This window comes from Okeania sp. SIO3I5 (assembly GCF_010672085.1).
In the GTDB taxonomy this organism is placed as follows: domain Bacteria; phylum Cyanobacteriota; class Cyanobacteriia; order Cyanobacteriales; family Microcoleaceae; genus Trichodesmium.
Genome location: NZ_JAAHHT010000188.1, coordinates 1 through 19,106, shown reverse-complemented (window position 1 = coordinate 19,106; position 19,106 = coordinate 1). Strand labels below are relative to the sequence as shown.

Sequence of the window (19,106 nt, the reverse complement as noted above, 5' to 3'; positions counted from 1 at the left end):
TCGCGAATCGCCACTACTGACTTCTGACTTCTAACTTCGTTAACTATTGTCCAATAGTTAGGGCTGGTAGTTAGAATCTCAAAACTTTTGCCTGTAAAGGTTTCAGCTTTTTTATTTCAAAGATTAATGTTTTATTTATTTATTGGACAATAGTTACAGCAGTTTCCGCCCGTTGATGAAGTAAATATGCGGAGCAAGTGGGGCAGCTATATACTTTCATGCAACAAAGCCCATTGCTGAAATAAGGTATGAAATTCGTATCGGAGTAAGATTGATAGTAAGGAAAAAAGCTATGCGTGACTACTGACTATTGTAGGGGCAATTCGAGAATCGCCCCTACTAAAAATCATACAATCATTCAGCAACGCTGAAAATTTCAGTGTTAAAATTAATAATGCACACCTTATTCATAAAATTGTGAGGTTCTCCAATGTTGACTCTTTATCACACTCCAATATCTCCTAACTCCCGTCGCGTCTGGGTTACACTATTAGAAAAAGGACTTGAGTTTGAACTCGTAGAAGTCAAGCTCAGTGGAGAGCAATTTCAACCTGATTTTTTAGCAATTAATCCTTTTCACCACATTCCCGCTTTGGTAGATGATGGTTTTAATGTAATTGAATCTTTGGCAATTCTTGACTATTTAGAAGCTAAATATCCTACTCCCAATATGTTACCTAAAGAAGTCCGAGACCTAACAATTGTGCGGATGGTACAAATGGTAAGTGTTAATGAATTGTTGCCCTCTATTAATCCACTGGTGCAACGAATTTTAGATTTACCTGGAGAAGATCCAGAAAAAGTTGAGAAAGCAGAGAAGAAAATTGCAACAGTCCTGACATTTTTTGAGCAATTATTGGGCGATCGCCCTTATTTTGGTAGTGACAATTTAACTTTAGCTGATGTTGTTGCTGGTACTATCGTCCCCATATTGTCCTTGAGAGGTGGTATTTCTTTAGATAAATATCCTAAAGTTAGTGCTTGGAGCAGTCGCTTAATAGCTCGTCCAGCATGGCAAAATTCTCAGGCGACAGAAGAAGCATTTGCCGAATTTAGGTCTAATATGTTAGCCAGAATGCAGCAAAACTAAAGCTCGTAGTAGCGTGTCTAGACTAAAATTGTGGGTATTTGAGCAAGCACCTAGAATACCTCTCCCCGGACCCCTCTCCTCCTTTTCATATCAAATCCGCTCGCGAAAGGAGTGATAGAATTCTACCATCAGAAAAGAGTGAAAACTCCTAGTTAGTTGAGGGTTTGGAGACCAAACCCCTACAGTCTTGAATTCTACCGATACTACGGGATTTGATATCAGAGGGGAGAAATACTCCCCCTTCCCTTGTAGGGAAGGGGGTTGGGGGGTTAGGTTTTTTTAACTCAGATTTTCGGCGTTGCTGAATTAAGGTATGATTATAAATCAGCAACGCCGTTATTTCAATGCTTGCGAGGATTTCGGGCAAAAAAGGTGACAATCAAAATTAAAATTGCCAATATCAAACAACCATAAAGACCTGGTTGATAAGAACCTAATTTATCTTTAAATATAGCCAAAAACGAAGGTCCTATTGCACTTGCTATAACTAGAATCATCATTTGAAAACCAGAAATAGAACCCAAATAAGCTCTACCAAAAAAACGCGGTAAAGGTACTGCGGATAAAGTACCAAAACATCCCCCACTAATACCAAATCCTACAATAGTTAAAACCCGAAATAAAGGCTCGCCAAAATTAGTAATAGAAGCAACACCTATTATCTGACCTAACATCATTACCATAAATAAATATTTGAGAGGAACTCGGTCCGCTGCTATTCCCATCAAATAACCAACAACAGTAGATATAACTGCCTTAGGTAAAAATATACTTACTGCTTGCATTTGCGATAATTCAGCTTCTGCACCAATATCAACGATATGGAAGGTAATACCTGTAAATATCAACGCTTGTGAAGATAAAACTAATGTCACCACCCAAAACATAATTGTGCGTAGTGCTTCGGCGCGGGTAAAATCTGCCAAATTATTATCGGATGCAGGTTTTGTCTCAAAGGAGGTTTGAGTGTATTTTTTTCCATCCATTAATAAACTGCATTCCTCTGGGTTATCGCGATAAAAAAACCATCCGATTAACCCCATACCAATACTAACAACTGCTGCCATCGCTAACCAAGTATTTCGCCAACCTAAAATATCGATCGATGAACTCATAGTTAGGGGTGCAATAGAAAAACCAAAACCTATGAATACACCTGATATCCCAGATACAAAACCACGGCGACGATCAAACCATTTACCCAGGGTTGTGCGACTTGTCATAGTTAATATACCTTGACCAGACAAACGCAGACAGATAAAACCTAATACCAATATTACTAAGGCAATAGTTGAATAGGGAATTATGGGAAATGTGTTATTGATGATGGTAGCTAGGCGATCGCTAAAACTCAGATAACATAGTGTTAAACCTAAAAATATTGATGCACAAACAACCGTCACTCTTGCCCCAAAGCGATCGAGCAAGACTCCGCCATAAGGCAATAGTAAACCACTGGTTAAAGTACCGATAAAATAGGCATTGCTCAATTGTAACCGTGACAAACCAGTAGCAGCTAGTAAATAGTTAGTAAAAGCACTCACCCCAATAGTTTGACCAGGGGTACTCATTATTACCCCAACGGTACAAACAATTAAAATTATCCAACCATAGAAAAACGGAAAATTTTTCGGAGCAAAAGGATAATTAGGATCTAACAGATTTTTGGAAGTAATTTTTAACATAATTATGATTTTTACCAAGCAAAGAGGGTATAAATTAATATGAAATACGTTAATATTTGCTACGAAAGATTAATAGGGAGATGGGTTCAGCAATTATTAATTATTAATTATCTAAAGCCTTGTCATATCAAATCCGCTGGCTTCGGAGTGATATAATTCTACCATCAGTATTGGTTAAAACTCCTAGTTAGTCGAGGGTTTGGAGACCAAACCCCTACAGTCTTGAATTCTACCGATACTACCGGATTTGATATCACACTCTAATTATTGCTTTGAGTATAGATGATACTCATTATAATTTTCCATTATTTTTTCTCTTCCTGAAAATGAGCAAGGGTTTTTAAATTTTGACAGAATTTACACAATACACAAGTATAATAGTATCCTTGTATGATATTATTTTGTCATAGTTATCAATAACCAGTAATATAGCATTTCTCAGCAATCGTGAGGTACACCTATCTTAATTTTTTCCTATTCCCTATTCCCTATTCCCTATTCCCTGTTCCCTGTTCCCTGTTCCCTAAAACCAACGAATTTTGTACCTCACGCTTCTTGGGAATTGCTATATATAAATTGTCTGTCAAATTTAATATATATTGTTGAGCGTGTTAAACCACCAAAAAACTATTTCCAAATTATCAAGTATCAAAAGAGCGATCGCTCCAATAACCTTGGCTATTTTAGTAAGCTTTATATTCGACTGGCTAAACTTTCCTGTAGCTTGGTTACTCGGTCCAATGATTGCGGGAATTATCTATGCAATTATCAAAGGTAGTCCTCAAAAATTACCCAGAATTATAATTATGCTGGGCAAAGCAATAATTGGTATTGCTACAGCATTTCGCTTTTCCTCGGGAACAATTAGTCTAATCAGCACTTATGCTATTCCTGTAGTTGGGTGTATTCTGATTACTGCTCTGTTGAGTATGTGCAAAGGCTATCTGTTGTCACTATGGGGTGGAGTTAGTCGCTCTACAGGTTTTTTGGCATCTATTCCTGGCACTGCTCCTGCTATTGTGTCGATGAGCAAAGAATTAGGTGCAGACGCTATTGCTGTTGCCATCCTCCAGTATTTGCGACTGCTATTAGTGGTATTTATCGTACCTACTGCTACTATTTTTATGTTTCCAGCTATTGACCAGACTCAGAACACAACCTTGTTGTTGACATCAGGTAAAACAAGCATACCCATGTTCTGGAATTTATTGCTAATAGCAGGATGCTGCGCTTTAGGAATTTGGGGAGGAAAAAAATTGCGCTTGCCTTCTTCTGTTTTCTTCGGTAGCTTTATAGTTGGGTTAAATACTTTGTGGGCAATGCCATTCCAATTACAAGTTCCACAATGGTTATTTACTGTCGGGTTGTTGCTAGTAGGAATTTCTATAGGGGTTGAATTTGATTGGAAAAATGCGCGTCAATTGTGGAAAGCTATTTTAATTGAGGTTGGGCTAGTAATAGGGTTAATTATCGGTTGTTTTGGAGTAGGTTATAAGTTTCATCTCCTGACTGAGGTGGATTTAATTACTTCTGTATTAAGTTTCACACCAGGGGGGTTGCAAGCGATGATTGCGACTGTTAATGAGTTAGGTGGTGATGTAGGTTTAGTCTTAGCAATTCAACTAACTCGAATGTTAACTATTATTTTAATCGGTCCTGGGTTGACAACTTTGATAGTTAAGAGAATGAAACGTACTAATATTGTGTGATAATAGCAAAATAGACATCTCCAGAAAAGAGGGAAGAGGGAGCAGGAGCGAAAAAAGTCTATCCTAGCCCCCCTGAAACTTGTTGGATTAGTAAAGAGATTGGCAAAATTAAGCCAACGGCCATTTCGACATACCGCAATGCCCAAGGGGTGCCGGCGACAATGGTCTATAGGTTTGACCATGAGCGGCTCGGCGGTAAAACTTTTCGCTAGCTACGTGCCGTCAAGGGCGACTTACCTCAAGAACCATAACGCTCAAAAGGTGCCTAGGAGGCACCCTATAATACTGCGATGTCTCTTATTTATCTCATATCCAATTCGGAGTCTTTCATACAAGCTTGTATCACTTTTTTATCAAATTTTTCAAGTTCCCCTATGTGCCCTGCCCAGTATTTATATAGTCTCATTTTCAACCCTATAAATTTTTTGAGTTGATCAGACTCCTCCGGCGTTTCTGTTTGAAACGCTTTTTCGCCCTCCGAATCTTCATAAACTATTAAGTGTCGGTTACTAGATGATTCCTCGTATTGTTTTAATATTTTAGCTATATCACTTCCTGAGCTTGCACTCTTCATTGCCTCTGTTTGTAACGTTGTGTAAAATCCAGGAGCGTATTCTCCATAATCATTTGTATTCAGTGCAAGCGCACATTCAAGAATAGTATGATGGTATCCCGAAACGATGGCAGCAATAGGTAAAAGTAACACGTTAGGGTTTGTGTCATTTTGTTTTGTTGCGTATTGCTGTAATGTGTCTTTAACCTGTTTTGTCGCTTTATCTCCTAACAGCGTTTTTATTTGCTGATTGAAGTTATACACTCCTACGAACTTTTTGTTAACCATAGATTGTAAAGAATTTAACACTTCTTCTGTTTTTTCAAATGGTTTTTTTTCTTTCATTTTGTCGAAAGAATTTTGGTTTAATGAGAAACCTATATACAATAAATTGCTTAACGTTTCAATTGCCCAGATCGAATCAGCTGTAGTTCCTGAAATATCCGCACCTTCAGGAAGCGCAAAAATTTTATCAATACCTCGAACCACACTCCCTGGTAGAAGTTTGTTTATTGAGATACCCGTTTTCTCATTTTCTTTTAACCCTAACACATCTGCTATTTGTTTCACTGTATCATTCTTTAAATCTATTGCAACACCGGTATACTCTCGTTTCCTATTTTCTTCACCATAGGCTGTTATGCCCCATTCTGTGGCTCTATACGCAGCTCGTAATCCGCAAAACTCTCCAAAATCAATTAAAAAATCTTTCTCTGGTGTTACTATCTTCAACCCAAATCCTTTAGTTAAGTTAGTATTCGGCTTAGCCGGATCTTTGTATACAGCCTCGCATATACCCGCAAAAAGACGAATAATTTCACCACAATCTTGAATGGAGAGTGTGTCGGTTAACAACTTGTTGATTGTTGGTTTTACAACATCTTTTATTATATCGTTTTCCTGAAATTCTGCACCCTCCTTTCCCCAAATCTTAAGTGGGTGTTCCTTTTTATAGACGGCTACACAGGCTTCTTTTATTTTTACAGCCTTGGGGTCTGTCGATATAATATCATTGAGATCCCTAAGCAAAAATAATGCGCTTTTCGTTATGCCTTGCGTGACTTTGTAGAGACTCGAGTTTGTATCAGAAAAAATCTTCCTAATGTCTTTGGCAAGTTTAAACTCATTAACAATATTTGTTGTCCTATAAACTACTACGTCGTTAGAATTACTTATTTCTTTCATTGCTTTTTCCTCTTTTAGGAATAATTTGTACTATTAATAGAGCTATAACTTGGAGGTATTATGCCCATTTGATGGTATATAACTCTGCCAGATTTTTTGGCCTTGTTTTATTTCCTCCGGTTTGTTCTGTCTTGGCGGAAATATAACGTTTGTGCAACGGGGGCAATGAGCCATTTAAAATCTCTGAAACCCTTATTATTTTGTTCCATGACAAGGTGATTGCTGAAACCTATACAAAACAGGAGTTTCAATCGGTAATTACCCCTCATTGTCCCTACCTTGTATTTACGCTTACAGGAAAGGGTAATGAGTTACAAATATTGATTGGCATAAGGAACACCTCCATGTTTTTGATTTGCTCTTATTAATTAGACGTTTGAGGAAGCAAATTTCTGAATTATTTTTTTTGCCTAAAATTTAGAGAAACTTTACCTAGATGTTGTATGCTCAGGAAAAGCAACTTCTGATGTCAGATAAAATCCGCTTGCAATGGAAGTGTTATAAGAAACCGGGTTTGTGGAAAGTAGATGTTAGTCTGGTGGGCCATTAAATACCAACCCGGTTTCTCTGCTTTTTTATAGCGATACTACCGGATTTGATGTCACTGTCTCATTAAGGACATTTCCTATCAACTACTCTGTTACAGCCAGTAAAAAGAATTTTCATCTTACTGGCTACCCAACCCCGATCAAATCCGCTTCCTTCTGAGGGGCGATTTCCTGCGGAATGCGGAGCAAATGCGAATCGCCCGTACAGAAGAAACTGGGTTTGTGGGAGGTTAATGTGAGTGTAGCTAAATTAAGCACTAATTCCGTAACTAATAAAATTCACAAGACGCTGCACAAGTTTATCGATATCTTCAACAGAATTATCCTCACTCAATATTTCTGATTGTTCCATTTGATTCAAAGTGCGCACTAGCATCGCAACTACTAAATCAAGTTTCCATTTTAATTCTGTAGGAGAGCGATCGGGTAGGACTTTTGTCAGTATGTATAAAAATCTTTGTTGACTGTTTCTAAATTCTTGGTCTGCTAGTTTCTGAATTGGGTCGGGTTCAGCACGACAACGCCCCATAAACTGTGCATGAATTCGACATTCCTCCGATCGCTGTTGAAGCATCTGTAGGGGAGGGGTGACAAAAGCTGTGAAAATTTCTGGTACTGAAGGAAGGTTGTCTGACTCTTCTAGAATTGTCAGTTGTCTTAGTTGTTCTTCGACGATGGGTTGTGCTACTCGTCGGACTACTGCGCTAAATAGTTCTTCTTTTGAACCAAAATGATAATGAATGGCGGCCAAATTTACATCCGCTTCTCGAATTATAGCTCTTAGTGAAGTTCCTGCAAAACCTAGAGAGGCAAACAGTTTTTCGGCAGCATTAAGAATTTGCTCCTTTGTGTCAATAGTTGAGTTTTTACCCATTCAATCTTATGTTTGTTTTCCAGAATATGCAGCTTTATTTGACAGGACTTACGTAGGCAAACCCAGAAACCCAGTTTTGTCCTAAGATGTCTATTGTTAAAAACAATGATTTATCCTAGAAACCTGGTTTCTTTGCATAAGTGCTATTCGATTTAATCATCTATATAGCTACTCTTGCAATTATATCAAACGTATGTTTTAATTTTAATATATCAAACGACTGTTTTAAAAGTCCACTTAATATTTCATGTTAACAAAAAACTAGCTATGTAGAATTCAGTAGGGGCTTGCTGGCCATTCGCCCGTACATTCTGACTTTGACTAAATTTGAGAGTTTAATAATGTCTGGGCTACTAATGCAAACTGCTATATAGAATTTAGAATTTAGTAGGGGCTTGCTGGCCATTCGCCCGTACATTCTGACTTTGACTAAATTTGAGAGTTTGATTGAGTAAACCTCTTGCCAAGTTTTTAATTAAACCAACTCAAGATATAGAATCAATAATTGGTGGTGGTGCTGAGGAATGGTAGAGAGAGTGTGGGAAGTGTGGGAGGTGTGGGAGGTGTGGGGAGTGTGGGAGGTGTGGGATATATTAAAAAATATATATTTTTACCATTACAATGCAGGACTACCCAATAATTTTATCCCCCCTATTCCCTATTCCCTGACTTCTGCAAGAAGTCTAGTATATTTCAGTCCTTTTTTAGATTTATTTGGCAAATAATCTTTAAACTACAAACCAATGACAGAAAAAAAATTGTTAGACTCTAAACCTTATGAAACAAATGGTAAAGTGCAAATCTTAACTGATGAGATAGAAACTTTACCAATTCAATCTGAGACTTTCAACTTCAAACCGAAAAGCAAAGAAAAGAAATGGATTGGGGTTACCCTCCTAGTAATTATTTTAGCAATAACTTTTGGCAGTCTAAAATTTCTCCAGAATCAAAAAAGTTCTACTAAAGCAACCTCAGAAAGTTATCTTCCCAATATCCTATCTGTTGAAGCTATCCCCATAAAATTAGTCAACTCCTACTCAGTTTCTCAAAGTTATACAGGAATTGTAGAAGCAAAAAGAACCAGTGAAGTTGGCTTCGAGCAATCAGGTTTACTCACATCTATATTAGTAGAAGAAGGAGAAAAAGTAGCAAAAGGAGAAGCGATCGCTCAACTAGACACCAGTCAAATAAGAGCGCAAAAGGCAGTATTAAGAGCGCAGAAAGAAAGAGCGCTCGCCACCCTCAAAGAACTGCAAAGGGGACCGAGACAAGAAGTGATTGCAGCGACTCGTGCATCCCTAGCTCAAGAACAAGCCAGATTACAAGAACTGCAAAGGGGACCGAGGCAAGAAGTAATTGCAGCGACTCGTGCATCTCTAGCTCAAGAACAAGCTAGATTACAGGAACTGCAAAGGGGGCCGAGGCAAGAAGTAATTGCAGCGACTCGTGCATCTCTAGCTCAAGAACAAGCTAGATTACAAGAACTGGAAACAGGAACCCGCAGCGAAGATATTGAAGCAGCTCGTTCGGCACTATTAGACTTAGACGAACAAGTAGAATTAGCTCAACTTCGAGAAAAAAGACGTGAAGAACTTTATAAAGAAGGAGCAATTTCTCAAGAACAACTTGATGAAGCTTCTACTGAGACTGATACTCTCAATGCTAGACTTGAGAGAGCGCGGAGTGAACTGGAAAAACTAGAAACCGGAACTCGCATCGAACAGATAGAAGCTCAAAAAGCTAGAGTCCGTCAGGTGCAAAGTCAGTTAGATGAACTTATTGCCGGAACTCGCATCGAACAAATAGAAGCTCAAAAAGCTAGAGTCCGTCAGGTGCAAAGTCAGTTAGATGAACTTATTGCCGGAACTCGCATTGAACAAATAGAAGCTCAACGAGCTAGAGTCCGTCAGGCGCAAAGTCAGTTAGATGAACTTATTGCCGGAACTCGCATCGAACAGATAGAAGCTCAAAAAGCAGAAGTTAAACGTTTCGAGGCACAAATTTCTGAAATTGATGTTGTTCTGAGAAAGAGTGTTCTTTATGCTCCTTTTTCTGGTACTATTTCTGTTCGCCATTTAGATGAGGGAGTTGTGGTTAATGCAGCTCAAGCTGTTGTGCGTTTAGTCGAGGATGGTGAAAGGAAAGTTCGGGTTGGGGTGCCGCCGACTCAAGCTAGTCGTTTGAGAGTAGGTAGTTTGCAGAAAGTGAGGGTGAGAGAAAAAACCTATAGTGCCAAAGTGCTGTCGATTTTACCAGAGGTAGATTCTATGACTAGGACTCGATCTGTGATTTTAGAATTACCGCAAGCGATCGCTCCGGGTACTGTTGTTCGACTGGAACTCAATAATACTGAAAATGTGACAGGATATTGGTTGCCGACTTCTGCTTTGGTTTGGGGAGAGCGGGGGTTGTTGGCTTGTTTTGCTCTTGTATCTCCCCAGAAGTCAGATTTGGATTTACCTCTGGGAACTTATCAGACTGAAAAAAGAATGGTTGAAGTTTTGCATACGGAGGGCGATCGGAGTCTGGTGCGGGGAGTATTAAAACCGGGAGATTTGGTTGTGACAACTGGAACTAATCAATTAGTTCCTGGGCAGTTTGTGAAGTCAGAAGTTAGAACTCAGAAGTCAAATTAATTCAAAATTATAATTTCTGCCTAAAGTCAGAGGCTTGAAATCAGGAAAATATTTTTGATTTTTTCGTTCTAAAGAATGAGGCTTGAATCCTTAATTAAACAATTATTGAAATTAAGGAATAAATCAAAATTTTTGAACTTTGAATTTTTAATTTTGAATTCAAAAAATAGTCGGAAGTAATCCATGACTGAGTTTGAGTATTTAGGAATCTTCTAAGCTTTACCTTGCCTGTTATAATATTAAATTTAAAAACGTTTTATAGCAGGATTAACAATTAGTGGAAAAAATCCTGCAAAAATTTATTTGTAATACTATTTCACTAAATGCCTATTATACATAAAGCTACCATCCTATAAATCTACAGTAAATCTACAGGAAAATATATGTGACATATCTAAGGTAAAATGGTATAAGCATAGTAGTTAATTAGGACTGATTATGACAAAGCAATATTCTCTAGGATTCATTAGTCACTCTCAATTTGAGAAAGAGATGCGGTCCCCAATATGGTGGGAACATTTAACAACAGAAAAACGAAATCATCCCTTAATTAAGGAATACATTTTTGAACAGGAATTTGGGTCTCATACATTCCTAGAATCAGCAGATACTCATTTGATTCGATTAGGTTGTAAGGTATTAGATAGAATCAGTCTACTTAACTTGAGTGACATAGTTGTTTCTCTCAAGCCAAAAGATGAATGGGAATATATGCAACCAGGGAGTACATTAATTGGTTGGTTTAATCATCTTCAACTTCCTCCTGAAAATTTGACAAATATTACAAATATAAAGTTTTTAGACCTTGAAAATCTATATATCCACGCTGAAGGAAGACAGCAAAAAATACTCTACAGAAATGCTTATGTTGCTGGCGAATGTGGGGTTGCTCAAACACTTGCAGAGCTACAAAAGCTCGATCCTTATTCCCCAGCCATTGCCCAATCAGGACGACTAGCAGTAGTTCTAGGTTATGGTAACATGGGCAGAGGTGCTACTGTAGAGCTGCTTTCACAGGGTGTTGAAAGGGTTGTAGTTTTCAGTCAGCGTCAGCCTGTTGTTGTTGAGGATAAGTTGCCAGGGGTTGAATACCGACAGATGGAATATAGTTTTGGTAATACTTATGAACTGTTTTCTGAAGGCTCAAGGCGACCCTTAATAGATGGCATTTTGGCTGAAGCAGACATTATCGTTAACACCACGATTCCTTCTCAACTTCAACAAAAATGGACATTTATTCCTGAAAATAGCTTCCATCAGCTAAAACCAAACATGGCATTTATTGATCCCGTGCATAAATGTGGTCATGGAGCTGATTTTACTCATGTTACTGAACTTGAAGAACCAGTTAAGCTCATCCGTAAAGCCAATCATTCTATATGGTACAACGGCTGTAATGCTATGCCAAGCTACCGCCCTGCTTATGCTTCTTATACTATTTCCCAAGGTCTACTCGATCATTTAGATAGTCTATTGGCAGCCGTTACAGGAGACAGAAAAGTTTTTTCTATGAGTAAATCAGTAGTTAGTGATTAATATGGAATTTTTAGCCCAGTACAAGAATTTTATTAACAGTTCAATTACTGTTAAAACTCAGACATTTTTTACATCCTATTCTGGAAAAATTTGTCTGTTATTGTTAGGATTAATTGCCGTTTCATTTTCATCCATTTTCATTCACTTGGGAGAACAGGATCTCAACCCAAGTTCGGTAGTTTTCAGTCGATTTTGGATTACAACAGTTATTTACGGAGGATGGATTGGATTTAGATATTTTCGTGATTCTAACCAAGAGCTAGATCCTGAAAATAGTATCTATTCAACTGAGCAACTTGGTCAAAATTCATTGACTCAAAATTTTACCTGGAGTCGGGATATCATAATCATAGGAATTTTCCTCGGATTTTGTTTTTGTGCTAATCAAGTAATTTGGTCTTGGTCTTTAGAGCATACGAGTATTGCCAACTCTACAATTTTGCACAACTTGACTCCAATGTTTACTGCCTTGGGGGCATACCTATTTTTGAATCAACGCTTCGACAACCAATTTATATTCGGGATGTTGGTTGCTATTGTGGGAGCAATTAGTATCGAAGTGGAGGATTTAAGTTTTGGGTTTGACCGATTTGAAGGTGATATAGCAGCCCTAATTTCTGCTCTTTTTTACAGTGGGTATCTACTGGCGATCGAGAAGTTGCGGGATAAGCTAGATATTATCAGCATTGTTTTCGGATGTTGTTTTATTGGTTGTATTCTGATTTTTCCCTTACTTCTGATTCAGGGAGATACTCTGTTTCCCCATACCCTTAGTGCTTGGTTATCCGTCATTGCTCTGGCGGTTGTTTGTCAGGGAGTAGGGCAAGCTTTGATTGCTTATTGTCTTAAGACAGTTTCTTCAGGAATTGTGGCTTTATTGCATTTATTATGCCCATGTTTTACTGCAATTGAAGCATGGCTGATTTTTAATCAGAGTTTGAGCATTGAGAATTTACTAGGATTTACTACTATCCTAATAGGGTTGTATATTGGACTTTCAAGTAGTGCTGCTAGAAAGTAACAATAATATGATATAGCAATATTTACCAACGCCAAAAATTATCCTATCTATCTATTTTTCCTGCCACTGTACTATTAGACTTCTCCAACAATGAAAAATAAAATCAAATCCGGTTAAACAGTTATAGATTGGTTAAGTCGTATGAGTCAGGAGCCAGGAGGAGAGAGAATCACAAAGATTTAGTAGTTATGACGATTGGAGAATTTTGTTATGTTCAATTCCCCCGGATTTGATATAAAATAAATTCTTATCCATAAATTATCAATTACTCTCCCCTATTCCCTGTTCCCTGTTCCCTCTTTTCTACTGATAACTGATAACTGATAACTAAAATGACTACCTTATTTTATCGGAACTTTCGATTATTAATACTGGCAATACTAATAATTGTCGTCTGGGGAATATCATCCTTTTTCACATTGCCACGACTCGAAGACCCAGAATTAACTTCCCGCGTTGCAGTCATCACAACTTTTTGGCCGGGAGCTGATGCGGAACGAGTCGAAACATTAATCACAGAAAAAATAGAAGAAGAACTATCTGAAATTGAAGAAATTAAAAACTATGATTCAACTTCTAGAGCGGGAAGTTCAATTATTGATATTGAACTATTAGATTCAGTTGAAGAAATAAATGCTGATACAGTTTGGTTAAGAATTAGAGAGCAATTAAATCAAGTTGATAACCAATTACCTGCTGATGCTAGTAAACCACGATTAGAAGAACTTAAAGTTAAAGCTTATGCTATGATTACTGCTTTAACTTGGGAACAAGATACTGAACCTAATTATGCAATTCTCACTCGTTTATCTGAATTGTTGAAAGATGAATTATTAGCATTACCAGGAACAGAAAAAATTGCGCAATTTGGCAATCCTAAAGAAGAAATATCAGTAGAAATTGATGCTGCTCAGTTAGCTAGTATCGGTCTCACATCTCAACAATTATCAGCACAAATTGAACAGAGTGATGCTAAAGTTTCTTCGGGTCAATTTCGCGGTCAAAATAATGATTTATTTCTAGAAGTTGATTCGGATTTAGACTCCCTGGAGCGGATTCGGAATATTCCAATTAGCTTTAGTAACCAAGGAAAATTTGCTCGACTTGGTGATATTGCTGAAGTGAGAAAAACAATTGCTAAACCACCCAATGATCTTGCATTAATTAATGGTCGTCCGGCTTCTGCTTTAGCTGTATTTGTTGAATCAGATTATCAAATAGATATCTGGGCAAAATCAGCAGAAGCAGCGATAGAAAAATTCCGCAAACAGCTTGGTAAAGGTCTGAAAGTTGACATAATTTTTAATCAAAGCAACTATATTGAAACCCGCTTAAAAAGTTTGATTTTGAACCTAATAATGAGTGGGATACTGGTATTTGGAATTACAGTATTTTTAATGGGTTGGAAATCTGCAATTGTTGTGGGTTTGGCATTGCCTTTGTCAAGTTGTATGGTTTTAGGGATGATGAAATTTCTCAATGTTCCTCTAAACCAAATGTCAATAACTGGGCTAATTGTGGCTTTAGGATTATTGATTGATACAGCAATTATTGTTGTTGATGAAGTTAGTAAAAATATAGTTTCCGGATTAAAACCAGAAATTGCTATTAATAAAGCAATTAATCATTTATTTATGCCATTAACAGCATCAACTTTAACTACGGCTCTAGCGTTTTTACCAATTGTTTTAATGCCTGGTCCGAGTGGAGAGTTTGTTGGTGGTATTGGGATTAGTGTAATTTTAGCGGTTATTTCTTCATTATTATTATCCCTGACAATAGGTTCTGGTTTAGCAGGCAAACTATATAAGACTGACCGTCATTATTATTCCCAGAATAGTAAACAAAAATGGTGGAAAACAGGTTTTACAAATTCTTATTTAACGGAAGTTTATCAAGTCAGTCTACGAAGTATATTTAGCATTCCCTGGTTAGGAGTATTATTAGGTTTAATTTTACCGATAACTGGTTTAATTCAAGTCAGCACTCTGCCCGAACAATTTTTTCCTCAAGTAGACAGAGACCAACTACAAATAGAATTAGAATTACCTGCTTTAACCTCTATTAAAAAAACAGAAAATACAGCTATAGAAGTTAGAAATTTAATGTTAAAGCATCCAGAAATTGAAGAATTACAATGGTTTTTAGGACGTAGTTCTCCTCGATATTACTACAATTTAGTATCAAACAAACAACAATACTCAAATTATGCTCAAGGATTTTTACAATTAAATTTAATTGCTAACTCAGAATTTGTTAATGAACTCCAAACAGAAGTTGATACTAGATTTCCTGAAGCTCAAATTTTGATTCAAAAATTAGAACAAGGACCTCCCTTTTATGCACCAGTAGAAATGAGAATTTATGGTCCTAACTTAAAGCGTTTACAAGAATTAGGACAACAAGCAAGAAGTCTTTTAGTTCAAGTCCCTAATGTAACTCACACCCGCGACACTTTAAGCGAAATTCGACCCCAACTACAACTACAAGTCAATGAGGAAGAACTTCGTTTAGCAGGATTAGATCGCGCCTCCCTTTCACAACAATTAGAAACTTCATTAGAGGGGAATTTAGGAGGTTCAATAATTGAAGATACTGAAGAATTACCAGTGCGAGTGCGAGTATCAAACTCTCAACGGGGAGACGTTAGCAAAATTACATCCCTAGACTTACAATCCACTAGCTCTAGTCTCAATCAAAACAGTTTCAATTCAACTAATACAATACCGCTCTCAGCTTTAGCAGCAGTAGAATTAAAGCCAGAATTTTCAGTTATTAAAAGACGTAATGGCAGACGGATCAACTCAGTTCAAGGTTTTATTGCTGCTGGGGTTTTACCTTCTCAAGTTTTGCAGGGGTGGCAACAACAGTTAAATGATTCAAACTTTGAGTTACCATCCGGGTATTGGTTGGAATTTGCTGGAGAGTCCGAACAACAAGGTAACGCTGAAGCAAATTTGTTTTCTACGGTGCCTCTGGTATTTTTATTAGCAACTTCAATTTTAGTTTTATCCTTAAATTCTTTCCGAGCAACTGCTATTATTGGAATAGTTGCTATTTGTGCCATTGGTTTAGGATTTTTTAGTATATGGTTATTTAGCTATCCTTTTGGTTTTACGAGTCTGATCGGAACATTTGGTTTAGTCGGAATTGCCATTAATGATTCAGTGGTAGTTTTAGCTGCTATCCTCGAAGATCCTGAAGCATTTACAGGCAACCGTCGAGCTGTTCGCCAAGTCGTTATGGGTTCGACTCGTCATGTGGTTGCCACAACCTTAACCACAATGATCGGGTTTGTTCCTTTGTTGGTACAAGGTGGTAGCTTTTGGCCTCCCTTGGCAGTAGCGATCGCTGGTGGTGTTGGTGGTGCGACGCTCGTTGCGCTCTATTTGGTTCCCTGTTGTTATTTACTTCTGGCGAATTTTGGTAGAAGTAATAAGGAGTAGAGTCGGAAGTGTAGGAAATTTCATGGTAAGAGACTGTTTGTAAAATCAGTCTTAAGAGAGTTGTTGAGTGACTAAAATCTAAAAGCGCTTATTCTTCAAGAGATTGAAATTTGGTAGATATAGAGGCGGAAAGGTATATATATTCCTACCCACATTCCGCACTTCAAATTGTATCACAAAATGTTAGATAAGACTTGTGTATTTAATCAAGTAAAATTACTTATGGTGTTTAGTAACTTAAAGTGAGATCATAAAAGTGTGGGGAGGTGTGGGGAGTTTGAAGTAATCAGGACTTACGCTCCAAGCGCCATATTTAGTAGGGGCGAATGGCATTCGCCCCCTGCGGATAGCGTGTTGTCTAAGAATTTGCCTAAGTCCTGGTAATTATAGAATTATATAGCAATCGAAGCAAAGGTTAGGAAATTTAGAAATCCTGAAACCCTTTAATAGTCTCCTTTTCCCTGTTCCCTAGCGCTATAAACATATATCATAATAACCGGATTCTATATTATCCGTTGCCATAACTTACCCATTTAATATGAGATATTATCAGGACTGACGCAAAGAAACCGGTTTTTTTCGTCAATATTTATTGTTAAAAACAACGATTTCTCCTAAAAACCCGGTTTCTGGGTTTGCCTGCGTGAGTCCTGATTATTTTTTTATTTAACTTTTGACTTTTTATTTGTGACTTTTGTTTTGCAAGAATGTGCATATTATTTGGTATATTTATTATTGGCATTGGTAAAATAAGGTATGAAATTCCGATCAGAGTAAGATTGATAGTAAGGAAAAAAAGCTGTTTTAACTACTGACTACTGTACGGGTGATTTCCTACGGAATGCTCCGCAAACGCGAATCACCCCTACGACTACTAAAAATCATACAATCATTCACCAACGCCTTATTATTTATATTCAATTTTTGGAGTAGTTATTCTAATGGTCAAAAAAGCAATTTCGGTATTTGTGTTAATTGTCACAGTTGCAAGTTTTTGGGTGATCAATATCTATCCAACTCAAGCAGAGGAAAATAATGTTAACTATACCCTCACAGACTTAAACAATCGAGATTTTTCCTACAAAGATTTACATGGTACTTCCTTTGCAGGTGCCACAATGTGGGGTGCAAATTTTCAAGGAGCAAATCTGCAAGACACAATTCTTACTAAAGGAGACTTTTTGAGAGCTAACTTAAGAGAAGCAGATTTTACTGGGACTTTTGCAGATCGAGTCAGCTTTGATCAAACTGACTTAACCAATGCTATTTTCACAGATGCTATGTTGATGAGTAGTACCTTCCGTGATTCAGACGTGACAGGGGCAGATTTTTCTGGAGCAATGGTAGACCGCTATCAAATTAAATTAATGTGTGAAACAGCTTCAGGAACGAATTCCATGACAGGAGTAGAAACTCGCGAAAGTTTAGGTTGTTCTTGAGGCATATATCTTAATTATGAAAGAAGAGATTCAGCAACAAGCAATTCCAGGAATTATCGGTGGATTAGGTCCATTGGCACATATTGAATTTGAAAATCGCTTAATTGCCTTTAGTTCGCAACGAGGAGCTGTTCGCGATCGCAACCATCCTGCTTGGATTTTAATTAATGCTACTGATGTTCCCGATCGGACTCAAAGCTTATTTGGACAACTACCAGACTGTACCCCTTGGTTAGTTAAATATGGGAAAATGTTACAAATGGCAGGAGCCAATTTTTTGGTGGTTACCTGTAACACAGCTCATGGATTTTATCAAACGGTACAACCTGAATTAGATATTCCCTGGATTCATCTGATGAATGCGACTGCCGCATTTATCAAAAGTTCTTATCCTCAGTATCACCGTGTTGGTGTTTTGGCAACAACAGGAACACTGCAAGCCAAAATTTATCACAATAGTTTAACTGCTTTAGGATTAACTGCTATCACACCACCATTATACTCTCAATTACAGAAGGATGTTATGGATGCTATTTACAATCCTGTTTGGGGAATTAAAGCTACAGGAATCGAAATTTTACCAGAACCAATTTCAATTTTAGACAATGCTATGAAATGGTTAGAGGAACAAGGCACTGAATTGGTGATTGCTGGTTGTACGGAGATATCAGTGGTCTTAAAGAAACTAAAATGCCATGCATTAATTGATATAGATCCACTGGATATTTTGGCAAATCTGACTTTAGATTTAGCATTTGGTCATCAAAATATTCCTATTATTAGACCTAAATAGACTTATCCAATAATAAAAACAGGAAATCAATTATTGCTTAGAAATATTCAATTCTTTCCCCCTATTCCCTAGTCCCTACTCAGTCCCTACTCCTTCTTTTTTATACCAAATTCAGGCATAGATAGTTACATTAAGATAATTACAAAAGTGTTAGTAAATTTCCTGTCAACGTAGATGGCAAAAATCAAACTATCCTTTGGGCATAAAAAACGACTTATATCATGTCCGGTTGAATACTTATACTTTGTTTGGAGGAAGTAAGGCAGCTATGCTCAAGGCACTTATGCTGAAGGAAAGAAAAGGTACTTATGGGAGAAAGTTTTTTCGTCGCGCACCTCGGAACAGAGTTCTATCGCTGATTATCAAAACATGATATTATCATAGTTCTCAAACTATTTTTAGTCAATTCAATTCTGGAACAGTTTTACTCTCAGAAAAAATAAATATAGCATTTCTCATAAAGATGAGGTACAGTTACGATCCCCCTAAATCCCCCTTTTCAAGGGGGACTTTGAAGACTCCCCCCTTTTTAAGCTATCCCTTATAAGGAACTCTTGAAACCCTTGTGGGAGGGTGGGGAGGATGGGGAGG

12 protein-coding genes are annotated in these 19,106 nt (G+C 37.5%); 9 read left to right on the top strand and 3 right to left on the bottom strand.

What is annotated here, in order from left to right:
* The first annotated feature begins 430 nt into the window (after window positions 1-430).
* Window positions 431-1,090, top strand: coding sequence for a glutathione S-transferase family protein (locus F6K40_RS29695; protein ID WP_293141067.1), 660 nt, complete (start codon window positions 431-433; stop codon window positions 1,088-1,090).
* 341 nt (window positions 1,091-1,431) lie between these two features.
* Here F6K40_RS29695 and F6K40_RS29690 read toward each other — a convergent pair whose 3' ends face one another.
* Complete coding sequence (locus F6K40_RS29690) at window positions 1,432-2,775, bottom strand: MFS transporter (RefSeq protein WP_293141065.1); 1,344 nt, start codon at window positions 2,773-2,775, stop codon at window positions 1,432-1,434.
* A gap of 608 nt (window positions 2,776-3,383) precedes the next feature.
* Here F6K40_RS29690 and F6K40_RS29685 point away from each other — a divergent pair.
* A complete protein-coding gene (locus tag F6K40_RS29685) occupies window positions 3,384-4,484 on the top strand; it encodes an AbrB family transcriptional regulator (protein ID WP_293141063.1) in 1,101 nt (366 codons plus the stop codon).
* A 301-nt stretch (window positions 4,485-4,785) separates the two neighbouring features.
* Here the strand turns inward: F6K40_RS29685 and F6K40_RS29680 are convergent, their stop codons facing one another.
* Window positions 4,786-6,222, bottom strand: coding sequence for a hypothetical protein (locus F6K40_RS29680; protein ID WP_293141061.1), 1,437 nt, complete (start codon window positions 6,220-6,222; stop codon window positions 4,786-4,788).
* A gap of 798 nt (window positions 6,223-7,020) precedes the next feature.
* Window positions 7,021-7,644: a TetR/AcrR family transcriptional regulator gene (locus F6K40_RS29675; RefSeq protein WP_293141059.1), complete on the bottom strand. Its 624-nt coding sequence runs from the start codon at window positions 7,642-7,644 to the stop codon at window positions 7,021-7,023.
* A gap of 524 nt (window positions 7,645-8,168) precedes the next feature.
* On the opposite strand from F6K40_RS29675, the gene F6K40_RS29670 reads away from it, so the two are divergent.
* From F6K40_RS29670 to F6K40_RS29640, 7 genes are all read left to right on the top strand, one after another.
* Window positions 8,169-8,369, top strand: coding sequence for a hypothetical protein (locus F6K40_RS29670; RefSeq protein ID WP_293141057.1), 201 nt, complete (start codon window positions 8,169-8,171; stop codon window positions 8,367-8,369).
* A gap of 18 nt (window positions 8,370-8,387) precedes the next feature.
* On the top strand, window positions 8,388-10,280 hold the full coding sequence (locus F6K40_RS29665) for an efflux RND transporter periplasmic adaptor subunit (protein WP_293141055.1): 1,893 nt from the start codon (window positions 8,388-8,390) through the stop codon (window positions 10,278-10,280).
* Between the two features lie 438 nt (window positions 10,281-10,718).
* Complete coding sequence (locus F6K40_RS29660) at window positions 10,719-11,816, top strand: Rossmann-fold NAD(P)-binding domain-containing protein (RefSeq protein WP_293141053.1); 1,098 nt, start codon at window positions 10,719-10,721, stop codon at window positions 11,814-11,816.
* 1 nt (window position 11,817) lies between these two features.
* Window positions 11,818-12,837: a DMT family transporter gene (locus F6K40_RS29655; protein WP_293141052.1), complete on the top strand. Its 1,020-nt coding sequence runs from the start codon at window positions 11,818-11,820 to the stop codon at window positions 12,835-12,837.
* A 332-nt stretch (window positions 12,838-13,169) separates the two neighbouring features.
* Window positions 13,170-16,283 carry an efflux RND transporter permease subunit gene (locus F6K40_RS29650; RefSeq protein WP_293141051.1) on the top strand — a complete coding sequence of 1,038 codons (3,114 nt, stop codon included), beginning with the start codon at window positions 13,170-13,172 and terminating at the stop codon, window positions 16,281-16,283.
* Between the two features lie 941 nt (window positions 16,284-17,224).
* Window positions 17,225-17,722 (top strand): pentapeptide repeat-containing protein, encoded by a 498-nt coding sequence (locus F6K40_RS29645; protein WP_293141050.1) that lies wholly within the window; start codon window positions 17,225-17,227, stop codon window positions 17,720-17,722.
* Between the two features lie 16 nt (window positions 17,723-17,738).
* Window positions 17,739-18,515 carry an aspartate/glutamate racemase family protein gene (locus F6K40_RS29640; RefSeq protein ID WP_293141048.1) on the top strand — a complete coding sequence of 259 codons (777 nt, stop codon included), beginning with the start codon at window positions 17,739-17,741 and terminating at the stop codon, window positions 18,513-18,515.
* Window positions 18,516-19,106 lie beyond the last annotated feature (591 nt).